The following is a 14,977-nucleotide window of genomic DNA, read 5'->3' as shown; positions in this document are numbered from 1 at the left end:
GTCCATCTACTCAAGGAACTATGCTCAAATGGTCTCCAAGAAACACCCTACTTTTGAAAAGCACAAAAGCACTTTACCTATCACTCGACTCCCCTTCATCCTTTTGAAACAAGCTAATTACAAAATCATTCCATATTCTTGAAACTATTATTTATGTTTGCAAACTTTTCCCTTAAAACAAAGTTCATACTGGAAGGGTGCTCCCCCGGAGCTTAAAAGAATACGATTTGAAATGGAAGAAAAACTTAGATTATTTGATCTTGCACGTCAACAGATGGGCAAATACCCCGATCTTGATATGTTTGCACACAAAGTGGACGGCAAGTGGAATTATATCAAAACAGCAGATTTTCTTGAACAAGTAGACAGCCTCTCCAAAGGGCTGATTGAACTTGGCGTGAAACCCAACGAGAAAGTTGGCCTCATTGCCGGCAGCAGTATGGAATGGCATTTGATTGACTTTGCAATCCAGCAAATTGGTGCAGTGGTGGTGGCCATCTATCCAAATATTACGGATACAGACTATCAATATATCTTTAATGACGCCGAAATCAGGGTTTGCATCGTCAGTAACAAAAGCCTGTACGATCGCCTGATGAATCTAACCGACTCAATCTATACATTGAAGTATATTTTTTGTATCGCAGATCAGGAAGGCACACGTAGCTGGAAAGAACTGAATGATATAGGCTCCAATTGCTCCCTAGAAAAACTAGCAGCACTACGTGACCAGGTTAAACCTGAAGATCTCGCTACCCTGATTTACACATCCGGTACAACGGGCAAACCAAAAGGCGTAATGCTGTCACACAATAATATCTTTTCCAATGTATTGGGCGCAGCAGAAATTACCCCTTGTAAAGCTTATGACCGCGGACTGACCTTCCTCCCTCCTTGTCACGCCTACGAGCGTATGGTTTTATATACCTATATGTATCTTGGCTTTACGATCTATATCGCAGAATCTTTTGACAAGATTGGTGATAATCTGAAGGAAGTAAAACCTCATATCATGACCGTTGTCCCACGTATTCTTGAAAAAGTTTATGAGAAAATCATGAAAACAGGTCATGATCTCAGTGGTTTCAAACGCAAAGTATTTGATTGGGCTGTTTCAGTTGCAGAAGAATATGATCCAAATTCTGAGAAAAGAAGTCTATCCTATAATCTCAAACTAAAGCTTGCCAAGAAACTTGTCCTTAACAAATGGTATGAAGCATTAGGTGGCGAATTACTTACCGTTGCCTCTGGATCAGCCTCTCTTCATAGTAAACTAACACGTGCCTTCTTAGCTGCAGGAATTCCATTATATGAGGGTTACGGCATGACCGAAGCCTCCCCACTCATTTCGGTCAATCATTATATCAAAGGAATACGCATAGGTACTGTTGGCCTTCCTGTCCGTTTTGTTGAAATAAAACTTGCTGAAGACGGAGAAATATTAGTAAAAGGCCCTAATGTCATGATGGGATACTATAAGAACAAGGCCGAAACGGATAAAACGATCATTGATGGATGGCTGCATACCGGAGATATAGGAAAGTGGGAAGATGAAAAATTCTTGAAAATCATTGACCGAAAAAAAGAGATGTTCAAAATTTCGGGCGGGAAGTACGTCATACCACAACCTATCGAAACCAAGCTCGTTGAATCTAAATTTATTGAACAGGCAATGGTTATCGGTGACGGGATGAAGTTTGCTTCTGCCTTTATTGTACCAAACTATGCCCATTTGTTGGATTGGGCCAGAACAGATGCTCCTGAACTTGCAACCATGACAAAGGATGATTTTCTGACTGACCCTGCCATTGTAAAAAAAGTCAATCAGGAGGTACGTCGTGCGAACCAGCACTTTGGTAACTGGGAGCAGATTAAGAAACCAATTATTTTAACAGATGAATTTACTATTGAAAATGGAGAGTTAACACCAACCTTGAAAATGAAACGAAAAGTAATTCTCGAACATCATCAAGAAGAGTTCAATAACCTCTATCAGATGGAGATGGATTAAGGATTAACAAATCAAAATTTTGACATAGCGCGCTATATTTATACGAGTAAAACATGAAATTATTAAAGGATAGAATCCTTCATGACGGTAAAAGTCTTGCAGGAGGCATACTTAAAGTAGACAACTTCATCAATCACCAGATGGACCCCGTATTGATGAAATCTATTGCGGTGGAATTTGTCCGTCGTTTTGCAGACCTCCCGATCAATAAAATCATTACAATTGAAGCAAGCGGAATAGCCCCAGCGATCATGCTTGGCTACCTTTTGGAATTACCGGTTGTATTTGTAAAAAAAGCAAAACCGACCACCATGGCTGATATGTATGTAAGCCAGGTGCATTCATTTACCAAGAACCGAACCTATGACATCTGTGTCAGCAAAGAGTTTCTTACGCCGAGCGACAATGTTCTTTTTATAGACGATTTTTTGGCCAATGGGAATGCCGCTTTTGGTATGCTCGATCTCGTTAAACAATCGGGGGCTTCAGTATTGGGCATGGGATTTATTATTGAAAAATCCTTCCAGGAAGGTGGCAAAAGATTAAGAGAATTGCCCGATTTAAGAATTGAATCGTTAGCGCGGATAAAGTCGCTTGAAGTGAATAAAGTCAGTTTCGAAGAAGAATAGCAAAAAGAAAAGCCTCATCTTCCTAAAGATTGAGGCTTTTTTATTCAAACAACAAGATAAATTCTTTCTAATCCCAACGGTAGTCGTTGTAAAAATCTTCAGGATGTCTGCTAATTGCAACATCTTTTACAATCCGGATATTGGCTGCTCCCAAGTTGACATTCAACATAAAAGAAGGTACGTTTGCTGAAAAATTCCAACGACCATTGCGCATATACACGTAACCTCCTCTGTAAGGATCGTAGAATGTTTTGTAATCTCTAAAGTATACATGGTGTCTACTATCGTAACGATGTGCACTTGCCCAGGCCGGTGCTCCATGACGGTATCCTTTTCGGTATGACTTAGCTACTTCTTTATGATACTTACGGTCTTCTTTTTCGCGTTTTTCTAAATATTTTCGATATTCCTTATCCCTTTTCTCTTCATATTTTCTACGCTCTTTGTCCTGTTTCCATTCACGTTCATGTCCACGATGTTGAGCCGAAGATTGTTGAGGAGCGATTAAAACCAGCCCTCCAATTGCCAACGCGAAGTATATCATCTTTCTCATAACAGTATAATTTAAATTTAAAAATCAATTCCACTCTGCCTGTGTTCCATTCTTTTTTACAAGCGTTTCTATGGGTATGACTTCAATGTTTGAACAAAGGTTTAATCGATCAAGATGAATTTAATTTGTGCTGCAATATATAGAATCCATTACTTCAATTTAACGTATCTTTGTACCATGTCAAATACGGGATATATCACTGAAGATACCATTGTTGCATTAGCGACATCTTCCGGAACAAATGGCGCTATTGCTGTCATACGCGTTTCGGGCCAAAATGCCATAAAAATTACGAACGAAATATTTAAAGGAAAGAACCTACTTCAACAAGCATCACATACCATCCATTTTGGAACCATACGCGATGGCGAAGAGATCATTGACGAAGTATTGGTCTCCTTATTTGTAGCTCCGAACTCCTATACGAGAGAAAATTCGGTGGAAATATCAACGCATAACTCCAAATATATTATCGAGCGCGTTGTAAATTTACTCATCAAAAAAGGAGCACGTGCCGCCCGTCCGGGAGAATTTACCCTACGTGCATTTCTCAATGGCGGAATGGATTTATCCCAAGCAGAAGCAGTTGCCGATTTAATTGCATCTAATTCTGCAGCCTCACATCAAGTGGCGATGCAGCAGATGCGTGGCGGCTTTTCCAATCAGCTTAAATCCCTTCGTGAAGATCTCATTCACTTTGCTTCACTGATTGAATTAGAGCTTGATTTTTCGGAAGAAGATGTGGAATTTGCCAACAGGGATCAGCTAAAAAATCTAATCAATAAAATACAGGTTATTGTTCAAAAATTAGTGCAGTCTTTTGAACAGGGTAACGTCCTAAAAAATGGTGTTCCTGTTGTTATTGCCGGGAAACCTAATGTAGGAAAATCAACCCTATTGAACGCTTTTTTAAACGAAGAACGTGCCATTGTTTCAGATATTGCAGGAACAACGCGCGATACCATTGAAGATGAAATTAATATTCATGGCGTCACGTTCCGATTTATTGACACAGCAGGTATACGTGAGACGGCAGATGTTATTGAAGCAAAAGGTGTTGAGCGTACCCGTGAAAAGATGAAACAGGCGAGATTGATCATTTACCTATTTGACCCTACACAGGACAAAGTCGAGGAAGTACAAGCGCAATTACCTGAAATCGAGCGCCTACAAATTCCATTTGTCACCATTATCAATAAATCAGATTTGCTTTCTGAGGCGCAAAAAGAGGTTTACAATGTCCTTAATCCGCTTTACATTTCAGCGAAAGAACAAATCGGTGTCGAGGAACTGAAAGACGAATTGATCAATCGTGTACATTTAGGAAATTTAAATACCGACGATGTCATGGTCACCAACATCCGTCACGTAGAAGCGCTACAAAAAACAGCAGATTCACTGGAACGCGTAATCTATGGGATTGACAATCCTGTCACTTCTGATTTCCTAGCGATGGATATACGCCAAGCCTTATATCATCTTGGTGAAATCACCGGAAGTGTTTCTACAGACGATTTATTGGATAATATCTTTTCCAAGTTTTGTATCGGAAAGTAAATCTTAATTAACGATAATAAACAATAACCACCATTGATTATAAATCACTTAAAATAAACATTTTAAGTGATTTTTTTCATTATTAATGTTTATCTTTAAAATGTATTACCGCTCAAATAAAACTGAATAGTCCTGGTTTTCTTCAAAATTAAACCCACCTACTTTCCAGCTATACTGTCCATTAGAATTTCTCACAGCTACATGGACTGGACTTGCCGTAGTGCTATGATTATAAAAAACAACTATTGAAGATTCACTTTTTTCGATATTAATTTTTATTACGGTATCGCATACTCTAAAAATCAGGATGCATTAAATAAATTTTGGACATATAATCAACGTAGAATATTCATTTTGTCTGCGATAATCTTTGCAATACTTCACTATAAGCGCTACAATATGACTTTTGAAAACCTATTATTAATCCCATTTTTATTGGCTTTCTATTTTTCAAGGGGTTGGATCCTAGAATATGCTAGAGCTCCATATGGATTTATTTACAGTTGCTTACTGCATATACAATATAACTTCCTTTTATCGGTCAAATATACTTTAAATAACTTCTCTAGTTATAGATTCAATTACAATAATGCATTTAGTGGTTTTTATGTACCTAAAATGGATAAATTAAAGCACGGGAGTGATTTTGACAACCTTACTGGTTACTTACATTTATTCTTACAGACTAATTTAAACGCTCCAAAGGAGACAAAGAGAAAATTCCACTGGAGATCTTTCCATTCCATTCATAGTAGTAGGCTTGCCTCCTTTTGATAATAACCTTCTTGCTCCTAGGCATCCGCTCTTTGTCCACGGGTTGTATAACAGTGATCTCGTAATGGTTGGCCTGGGTATTATTGACTTTAATTTCGATAGCTTTTTCAAAGCCGTACGAATATACACCTAACTTGTAAACGTCCTGTCTCGGAAAATTAAATGTTTTCGTTGAATCAATAACGATTTGTTTTCTTAGTCTGGAAGAAAACATGCAATGTCTATATTGCGGAACATGGACAATATTTCGATAATTTTTCTTTTTGTTAATATATATGGAAAGTAATTCGAAGTAAAACGGAGTTCTACTGCTCATCTCGTTTTTCTCATAAGTTTCCAAATAATAGTTGATCGTTACTGAAATAGAATCGTTATCTTTTTGGACTGACTTTTCCCGTACCGATACCCTGGGTAATCTTTTTTCCAGGTGTGGATTTAAAATTACTGTATCTCCCTTTACTTCCCAATCTCCTCTATTCGTATAGGATTCAAATGTATAGGGGAAAATAGGATCTGCTTCAATAAGCTCAAATGTGCTGTCTAGATTTAGAGTCAGACGGGTCGAATATTCCCCATACGTACCGAAGATCGGTTTAGAAGCTTTTTGAGCAAATACGGAGAATACTAGTGAAAAATAAAGAAGTGCTGACAACAATACTTTGATCATAATCCATTTTTCCTTTGCTTTGTTAGGGATAGAATACAAATATATCACAAAATGTTCACCTAATTTACTCTTTGTTCTTCTTAAACAGGAAAAGTTATTTTTTCACAATACTATAAACCACAACCGGAAGGCACAATACGGTTAATATTACAGAGAACCTTTTGAAGATCAGCAAATCTTTCCGTTTTTTTAATAATTCTTGGTCCGATAGTTCGCTTAATTCTTTTTCTTTCATGCTATTTTTAATTAAGATCCTATGATAAAATACTTAATAATACCTTGTAAGTTTTCTTGTTGTGTCAGCGATACAGGTATCATTTGCTAATAATGGCTTCTGATCAAATATAAATATCTTCACGAACATTTATCAAATTATTTCCTTTTTAGGATATATTGTACTTACCACAGTCTTTTATCGGTAATAATGGAGAAACAACGTCTTTAACAAATTGCCGATAGCACGATACAACAAAAAGACAAGGTCCTACCATGGTAAAACCTTGCTCTTATTAGTGAACAAAAAACATACAGATCCGGCGCAGAACGGGGGCAATAGCTAGTTGGCTTCAAGCTGAATAACCCCCGAAATTAGTCCTTCACCTTTTGCCCTTACCCGTATTTCACCTTTGTTTTTGCTCGTGACAATCGCCAAGGCTTTACCATGAAAAGCATTGCGAGAAGCTGATTGGAAGCTTGTCAGATCCGTCGTATTGCCATTGTCTGTCGCCACAATTTTTGCACCGTCTCCCTTCACCTCAAATTCGATTTTATCGTCTGCATCAGGAACGATCGTACCAAACTCGTCCACGATATAGGCATGCACAAAGGAAAGTTCTTTGTTTGCCGAATTGAAAGTCAGGTTTTCTGAAGACAATTGTATACGATGCGCTTTTGCTGCCGTACGGATCGTTTTACTTAGCAGTTTCTTGCCACCTTGAAACGATATTACTTCAATCTCCCCTGGTTCAAATTCAACGGCCTTAAATACAAGGTCGTACCGGTCTGGGTCTCTGGACTGCTCCCCTATCTTTTTACCGTTCAGATAAAGCTCCACCCGGTCAGCCTGATTAAAATACACGACGATATCTACCCGGTCACCTTGCTTCCAATTCCAATGAGGCAATACATGTAAGATCGGCTTTTCTGTCCATACGCTTTGATACAGATAGTAGACATCTTTCGGAAACCCGGCTAGATCCACAATACCAAAGTACGAACTTCGTGCCGGCCAGGTGTACGGTGTGGGTTCGCCGAGATAATCAAATCCCGTCCATACATACATCCCAGCAATATGGTCATACCTTTCCATCAACCTCAAGCTTGTCTGATGATTTGAACCCCATGGTGTGAATACATTGTCGTAAGCCGATATGTTCCTGTCTTCATTCCCGCCAGAAAAAGGAATATCCCATCGTTCAGGCCACATGCGGCTAGAATCATAAGGAACCAAATCATACGTTCCGCGGCTTTCCAACGCCGAAGTGCTTTCCGTTACGATAAACTTCTTTCCGGGGTGATCCTGTGGGAAGCTTGCCCATTTCTTATGGTTATAGTTGTAGCCAATCAGATCTACCGCCGAACTCATCAGCACCGGATTGGCTTTGGAGAGCTCATTATTGGCAATGGTGGTTGGACGTGTGCCATCTAGACTATCGACGATTGCTGCCAGCGCGATCGGAATCGCTGTACCATCAGCTTTGGAATGCCATTGCTCCTGCGCTTCATTGCCCAGGCACCAAATAAACAGCGACGGATGATTCCGATCCCTTTTGACATGGTCAACAAAGTCCCGCTTGTACCATTCGTCCCAGTATAAATGATAGTCATAAGGGTTTTTATGCCCTTTCCAGACATCGAAAGTTTCACTCATCACGACAAAACCCAAGCTGTCGCAAAGGTCCAAAAACGCTGGAGCCGCAGGGTTGTGTGAGGTGCGTATCCCATTGACCCCCATTGCTTTCATGATGCGGAGCTGACGTAATGCTGCCGACGTATTGAATGCCATGCCCAAAGCGCCGAGATCACTATGTAAACAGACACCCCGGATTTTAAGCTGCCTCCCATTCAGTATAAAGCCCCGTTGCTGATCGAAGCTAAAATTACGTAAGCCAAATTTCGTAAGCTGTTCATCTAAAACCCGACCATCAACAATAAGTTTAATTTTTGCAGTATATTGATAGGGATTTTCAATACCCCATAAGACGGGATTTTCGAGGACTATCTGCTGAGCGATGGAGTACAGACCTGCTTTGACAGCGCTCAACATGGTACGTTCGCTTGCGACAACAGCACCTTGAGCCGAAAGAACCTCTGTCAGTAGCGTAATCTTTTTTGATTCCTCAAGGTTATGCTCAATTTCCAGGGAGAGATCCACGACAGCACGTTTCTCACTGAGCTGCCCAGCTCTTATGAAGGTACTGTTCGTTCCTATGCTGACTGGATTCCGGCTGATTAATTTGACATCCCGATAGATCCCCGACCCCGAATAGAAACGCGAGTTGGGCTGATTCTTATTGTTTACTTTTACTGAAAGCAGGTTGTCTCTACCATCCCAGTATAAATAAGGGGAAAGCTCATATTCAAATCCGATATAACCATTGGGTCTTTTTCCTAAAAAATGCCCATTGATCCAGACTTCACTGTTTTCGTACACACCTTCGAATGCAATAAATATCCGTTGCCCGTACTCAGCCTGAGCCAGCTTAAACGTTTTTTGATACCATCCTACGCCACCATCGAGGTAAGCAGCCCCGCTACCTGCGGGGCTGTTTTCTCTAAATGGCATTTCGATACTCCAGTCATGGGGTAGATCGAGTTTTCGCCAGCCCTCTCCTTTTCGTCCATGGCCATATTGCTGGCTGCTGTCCAGTTTAAACCACCAGCCCCCATTAAAATCAATAACCTTTCTGGACTGTCCCCTTAAGGAGACCGTCGCCCCCAATAACAGGAAGAGCAGGATCATCATTCGGCTATATCCTGTGTGAAATAGTCGCTTCAACATAGGCTTATTTAGTCTTATTGGTATCCGAGGCATTTTCGGTCAAACTCTCCTTGTAGGCCTTGCTGATAAAATTAAAGGTCAGCATAGCTGCTCCGTCGTTCGAAAGCACAGGATCCCGCAATACCGCCAGTTGCATCGTATTCTCGGTCAGCGACATAATACGGACATCGCCCCAGTCGACAACGATCCCATCTTGTGGCTTTCCATGTAAAGGCGAAGCGCCGGTCATACGGATGGTTTTCTTTTCGGTATCGATATTAAAAGTCCCCTTCTGGACTTTCCCCAGCATAGCATGATTCACATTGATGTTTGCACCGCCTTTCAGATCAAAAGTCATACTTCCATAATCACCGGCAGGCATAAGCCAGCTATTGCCTTTCCAATCGGGTTCCCAGCTCCAGCTATCGCTATTTAAAGGCGCGGCTGTTTTATTGATGCTTCCCCACCAGTCACCGGTGCCGTAAAAATACATTGGACCTTTAAAGTAGCGGGAAATACCCTCAGCATCCAGATCGAGGTACCAGGTTTTCTCTTCCCCTGCCCCGCCCGTCAATAAGCTCCAGGTCTCGTCACTGATAAACTCGGCATACATCTGATCGATTTTAAATGTCACAGGCTCGCCATAGACAATACCACCACGCGTCTCGACACCAAATTTAACGGTGTACTCACCGGGAAAAGGCATTTTCAGGGTTAACTTTTTCTCCTGACTCCGTCCTTCTGAATGTTCCCACAATGGGGTGTATTTTGAATCCATCAAGCTGGTTAAATACACAATATTGGGATTGCTGGCGTCATGTTCAACGATAAAGGCCTTTCCCTTCTCCAACTGCGCCGAAGTGACATCAATGTCTCCCAGTGTATAATTCTCGGGAGAACAGGCTCCAAAGAGTACCATCGCCGCAAAAAAGCAGATGGCATATGTGAATATCTTTTTCATGTTTGTCTAGTTATAATTCAACCAATAGTAAGTCCTAGTATACCTGTGTTTAGTTCCATCCAGCATTTTGCTTCAGTACACCATTGGATAAGGTAATCTGCTTGTTAGGTATTTGCATAAATCCTTTCGTTGTCAAAAAACGCTCTTTAGTCACAGTGACCTTCTCCGGTACAGATCCACTGAGCACATCTTCGGTTGTTTCCAGTGTAGCGGCGGCATTATTCAGCCCCTGCCGCAATACATCCCAATAGCGGATACCTTCAAACGCAAATTCAAATTTTCTTTCCTTCAGAATATTGTTTTTTGAAACTGCTAGCGACACAAAATTGGTCTTATACGCTCTTTTCCTTACCTCGTCAAAGTATTTCTGTGCGTTTGCGGAACCAAGTTCTGCCGCCATAAGCAAGACATCAGCATAGCGGATGACAAAGTAATCCTGGTCTTGGGACAGTTGCATATCCTTATCCCCTCCAGTATTGGTGGTGCCGTCCGGCAATGCTGTGGGGGCGTATTTTTTTATGGTGTAACCTGTATACTCACGCTGGTCTTTCAGATCAAATCCCGTGATATTCTCGCCATCGATATCAATAATTGAGGCAGTTTTGCGTGTATCCATGTTGTCAAACTCATTGAAGAACTTTTTGCTTACCGTACATGCCCCCCATCCTTGGCCATAAGGCGACCAATTTTTACCGCGCAAGCCCAGAAAGACGACCCAGCGGTTGCCGTCAACATAACCGTTGTAGTTCGATGTATTGTTGAATTTCTGTGCAAATACAACCTCAGCATTTCCCTTACCGGCATATTTGGAGATATCTAGCGTATTATTGCTTGCATTGGGGATATAACTCGCTGCCGGCCACAGATTTTTAAAATCTGCCACCAGCGCAAACTGGCCGCTGCTGATAACTTCTTCGAGTCCCGCCAGGGCTTCGACCTTGGAGACACCGATATCTTCGCCGCCATAATAGCCTGCATAAAATAGATAAACACGGGCCAGTAGCGCTTTAGCAGCAAATGGAGTTGCCCGACCATCATTGGTTGCCGCAGCTGACTTGGGGTAAGCTGTTGCTGGTATATTGGCAGCCGCAAATTTAAGGTCTGAAACAATCAGTTGATAAATCGCTTTGGGGTCCGACTGTGGAATATTCTCATTGGTCGGGCTCGTTAGCAAAGGGATGTTTTCGAATAGACGGACGAGATCAAAGTACATGGTGGCCCGCAGGAATTTCGTTTCCCCTTCGATACGCGCCCGCGCTGTTGTGTTGCCTGAAAAATCAGTGCCGTCCAATTTTCCCAATAGCGTATTGCAGCGAAAAATTCCCGCATAGTAATCAGACCAGGTACCATCAAAGATATTATTGTCCGATTGGGACTGCGCAATATCAAAACGGTCTATTGCCTGAAATGAGCGACCGTCTGTTGTACCTGTTCCGCCAAAACAATTGTCGGCGGCCACCTCTGCTGTCAGATAGAAAGACTGGCTCCCATTGGAGGTCGTCCGTTGATAACCATCATAGCAGCCGACCAGAGCCATGTCGGCATCGGCTACCGTTTTATAAAAATTGCTTTCCAAAACGCTTGTCATCGGTTCGACATCCAAAAAACTGGATGAACATGATCCTAAGATTAAAGATCCAAATAACATGGAATGATAGATATAGCTCGTTTTTTTCATGATTTCTTGTGTTTAGAATTTAACATTTAGGCCAAATAATACAGTCCTTGGTCTTGGATAGTAACCGAGGTCGATACCCGATACCCAACCATCTGTTCCATAACCAATCTCGGGATCCATCCCATCATATTTGGTGAACGTCAACAGGTTTTGACCTTGTACGTAGAAGCGGATCTGATTAGCATACTTCCATTTGATCAGTTTCGACAGATCATAACCTAAGGTCACATTGCTGATCCGAAGAAAGTCTCCATCCTGAATATAAAGGTCTGAAAACTGCCAATTGACATTAGTTTCCGTAACACGGGGGATCGTACTGGAAGTACCTTCCCCGGTCCATCGGTCTAATATTCGTGTGGTATAGTTTGCTTGTTTATTGGCATGATTGCGGTAAGACTGTACAATTTTGTTTCCAAGGGAACCATAGGCATTCACCGAGAAATCAAATCCTTTATAATCCAGTCCAATATTAAATCCATAGGTAAAATTAGGCATGCCCACGCCCAAATTTGTCTTATCCGAGGCATTGATAATACCATCGTTATTCTGATCTACATATTTCACATCGCCCGGTTTTACATCCGCTTGAAGGATACCTTTTCCGGCTGTTTTCCAGGCGTCGATCTCGGCTTGGTTCTGGAATAGACCGTCTGTTTTATACCCCCAGAAGTAGCCAATGGGCAGGCCGTTTGCGGCGCGGTAAAATTCTTCCGAGTTATCGTATAACATGGCTGTCTGTCCGTGGATAATACCATCTTCTGTTGGTATCTGTCCCACCTTATTTTTGTTATAGGCACCATTTACCCCAATGCGATACTTGACTTCATTGATCTTATCCGCCCAATTTAGTCCCAGTTCCACCCCTGTATTCTTCACGTCACCGCCATTGATAAAAGGGGGCAACGTTCCGGTTGTCGCCAAAACAGGCGCTGTAACCAACCAGTTTTTCGTCTTTTTGACATAAAAGTCGGCAACAACATCCAGACGGCTGTTCGCAAATTTGGCATCAAATCCGATATTGGTCTGTTCGGAAGTTTCCCAGGTCAGATTCGGATTGGATAAGCGGCTCGGATAAGCCCCGGCAATATTATTGTTGCTCGTTCCAAAGACATAATGTGCGCCGGGGTTGGACGATGTAATGCCTGTTGAGGTACTGATTGGTGCCGCATATTGAAAATCAGCGATATCCTGATTGCCCACTTGCCCCCATGAAGCGCGGAGTTTAAAGAAGTTTACAGCCGCTAAATGTTCTTTAAAAAACTCTTCCGAAGAAATTACCCAGCCTGCCGATACCGAAGGGAAATATCCCCAGCGGTTGCTGCGCGAAAATTTAGAGGATCCATCTGCACGCAATGTAGCATTCAACAGGTACTTTTCTTTATAATTGTAGCCTAGCCGTCCAAAGTACGAGACCCTACGGGTGATGTTCTCAGGTTTTCCAGACACCGTACGCGTTTCAACGACGTTTCCTTTTTCATCCAGGTGTGCCTGGCCTGTAGTATTGTCCAGGTAAGCATGTGCAAAATCATTGAACTGCGAAAGCAGATTCCAGTTGGACCCCGAAAGGTAAGTTCCCTGGTAACGTAGCGATTCCATACCGACCATCGCCGAAAAGCGATGATCCGTATTGATATCAAAGTCATAAGAAGCTGTATTTGTCCAGGTCAGCGTATGACCTTTGCTCATGTTCTGCGAGGTTGTTGTATGATCTTGGTTGTAGGTGTAGATGGAGAAGCGGTATAAGGGCGTAAAACTTCTGTATTCTGAAGCATAATAGTTGAATCCCAGCAATGACCGCACCTTTAGGCCTTTGATCGGTTCGATTTCCGCAAAGATATCGGCCAATAATTTTTGGCCATCATTGGCGTTGTTCGAATTGGTCATCATCACCCCATATGGATTGCTGTCCCCATTGTACCAAGGTGAATTGGAAGTATCATTGAAAGGACTTCCGTACAAACCGTTGTCTGAATACACCGGTGACAAGGGCGAAGTGGCAAACGCACCACGCAGCGTATTGCTGTACTGATTGCCGACACTGATGCCTCGATTTTTGATGTAATTAAAGTTGAGGTGCTGACCTATTTTCACAAAGTTATCGAAGAGTTTATGTTCCGAATTCGTCCGGAAACCATAACGCTGATAGTTGGAAACATCTTTACCACCGACAATCCCCTCCTGACCAATATAATTCATCGATAAGGCGTAGGTGGATTTTTCATTGCCGCCGGTCAGGGCAACATTGTAATTGTCCATTTTTGCATTATCCTTGAACATATAATCCATCCAATTGGTATTGGCCAGACCGTCCATGCCGTTAAAATCAATCAGCGCGGCCCCCGAATTCAGCGATTGCTCATTCATGATCAGCTTGTACTGATCTGCATCCAGCAATTTTGCTTTACGCGAAACGTTCTGAATACCCGTATAGCCATCAAACGACAGCACGTTTTTTCCCGCAGCGCCCATTTTGGTGGTGACCAGGATAACCCCATTGGCAGCCTGCGAACCATAGATGGCGGCCGAAGCTGCGTCTTTCAGTACGTCGATAGATTGGATATCGGCCGCATTCAAGACCGAAATATCACCTCCCGGAACGCCGTCGATGACGTACAAGGGGCCCGAATTACCGATTGTTCCCAACCCCCGGACGACGACCTTCATATCTGCTCCCGGCTGACCGGAAGTTGATGTAATGGATACACCCGGTGCTTGTCCCTGAAGCGACTGCAGCGGGTTCAATTGATTGCGCTTCTGCAGTTCTTCACCCTCCACCTTCAAATTGGCTCCTGTATTCAGTTTTTTCTTTTGTACACCGTAGCCAATGACTACCACCTCTTCGAGATCGGAAGCTTGCGGCTGTAGGCGGATCACCATATTGGGACCAGTAATTTTAACTTCCTCCGTTTTGTACCCTACGTAAGTAATGGTCAATACAGTCCCTGTGCTGGCTGCAATAGAAAACTTGCCCGATTCATCGCTGCTCGTTGAAATCTTCTGATTCTTTACGCTGATACTCGCGCCCCCGATCGGCAATCCTGAATCAGCCGAAACAACCGATCCGGTGAAGGATTGTGCCCAGACCAAAGAGGTCACGCTGGTCATGACAACGACGGCCATGCCCCTGCTCAACAATTGTTTGCTTATCATATGTCTTGATTTATAAA

Annotated in this window: 10 protein-coding genes; 4 read left to right on the top strand and 6 right to left on the bottom strand. The window is 42.3% G+C overall.

What is annotated here, in order from left to right:
* The first annotated feature begins 232 nt into the window (after window positions 1-232).
* Both B3H30_RS23260 and xpt read left to right on the top strand, forming a co-directional pair.
* Entirely contained in the window at window positions 233-2,011 is a 1,779-nt protein-coding gene (locus tag B3H30_RS23260; protein WP_145327424.1) for an AMP-dependent synthetase/ligase, read from the top strand.
* Between the two features lie 53 nt (window positions 2,012-2,064).
* Entirely contained in the window at window positions 2,065-2,640 is a 576-nt protein-coding gene (xpt, locus tag B3H30_RS23255; protein ID WP_088161115.1) for a xanthine phosphoribosyltransferase, read from the top strand.
* 67 nt (window positions 2,641-2,707) lie between these two features.
* Here the strand turns inward: xpt and B3H30_RS23250 are convergent, their stop codons facing one another.
* Window positions 2,708-3,193, bottom strand: coding sequence for a hypothetical protein (locus tag B3H30_RS23250; protein ID WP_120334634.1), 486 nt, complete (start codon window positions 3,191-3,193; stop codon window positions 2,708-2,710).
* A gap of 177 nt (window positions 3,194-3,370) precedes the next feature.
* Between B3H30_RS23250 and mnmE the strand changes: the two genes are divergently transcribed.
* Together mnmE and B3H30_RS24945 are read left to right on the top strand one after the other, a co-directional pair.
* Window positions 3,371-4,750 carry a tRNA uridine-5-carboxymethylaminomethyl(34) synthesis GTPase MnmE gene (gene mnmE, locus B3H30_RS23245; RefSeq protein WP_120334635.1) on the top strand — a complete coding sequence of 460 codons (1,380 nt, stop codon included), beginning with the start codon at window positions 3,371-3,373 and terminating at the stop codon, window positions 4,748-4,750.
* 267 nt (window positions 4,751-5,017) lie between these two features.
* Window positions 5,018-5,524, top strand: coding sequence for a type II CAAX prenyl endopeptidase Rce1 family protein (locus tag B3H30_RS24945; protein WP_414712772.1), 507 nt, complete (start codon window positions 5,018-5,020; stop codon window positions 5,522-5,524).
* Here the strand turns inward: B3H30_RS24945 and B3H30_RS23240 are convergent.
* The 5 genes from B3H30_RS23240 to B3H30_RS23220 form a co-directional block, all read right to left on the bottom strand.
* On the bottom strand, window positions 5,436-6,191 hold the full coding sequence (locus tag B3H30_RS23240; RefSeq protein WP_145327425.1) for a copper resistance protein NlpE: 756 nt from the start codon (window positions 6,189-6,191) through the stop codon (window positions 5,436-5,438). The genes B3H30_RS24945 and B3H30_RS23240 overlap by 89 nt on opposite strands.
* 556 nt (window positions 6,192-6,747) lie before the next feature.
* Window positions 6,748-9,192 carry a glycoside hydrolase family 2 TIM barrel-domain containing protein gene (locus tag B3H30_RS23235; protein ID WP_158638804.1) on the bottom strand — a complete coding sequence of 815 codons (2,445 nt, stop codon included), beginning with the start codon at window positions 9,190-9,192 and terminating at the stop codon, window positions 6,748-6,750.
* 4 nt (window positions 9,193-9,196) lie between these two features.
* Complete coding sequence (locus B3H30_RS23230) at window positions 9,197-10,132, bottom strand: hypothetical protein (protein WP_286709514.1); 936 nt, start codon at window positions 10,130-10,132, stop codon at window positions 9,197-9,199.
* Window positions 10,133-10,181: 49 nt separating this feature from the next.
* Complete coding sequence (locus B3H30_RS23225; RefSeq protein WP_145327428.1) at window positions 10,182-11,810, bottom strand: RagB/SusD family nutrient uptake outer membrane protein; 1,629 nt, start codon at window positions 11,808-11,810, stop codon at window positions 10,182-10,184.
* 12 nt (window positions 11,811-11,822) lie between these two features.
* Window positions 11,823-14,960, bottom strand: a complete 3,138-nt coding sequence (locus tag B3H30_RS23220) for a SusC/RagA family TonB-linked outer membrane protein (protein ID WP_286834870.1) — start codon at window positions 14,958-14,960, stop codon at window positions 11,823-11,825.
* Window positions 14,961-14,977: the final 17 nt, after the last annotated feature.

Origin of the sequence: Sphingobacterium sp. UBA7038 (genome assembly GCF_002494055.1) — a bacterium.
Lineage (GTDB): Bacteria > Bacteroidota > Bacteroidia > Sphingobacteriales > Sphingobacteriaceae > Sphingobacterium > Sphingobacterium multivorum.
Note: the sequence above shows the minus strand (reverse complement) of the source record. Positions and strands in the feature narration are given on the sequence as shown.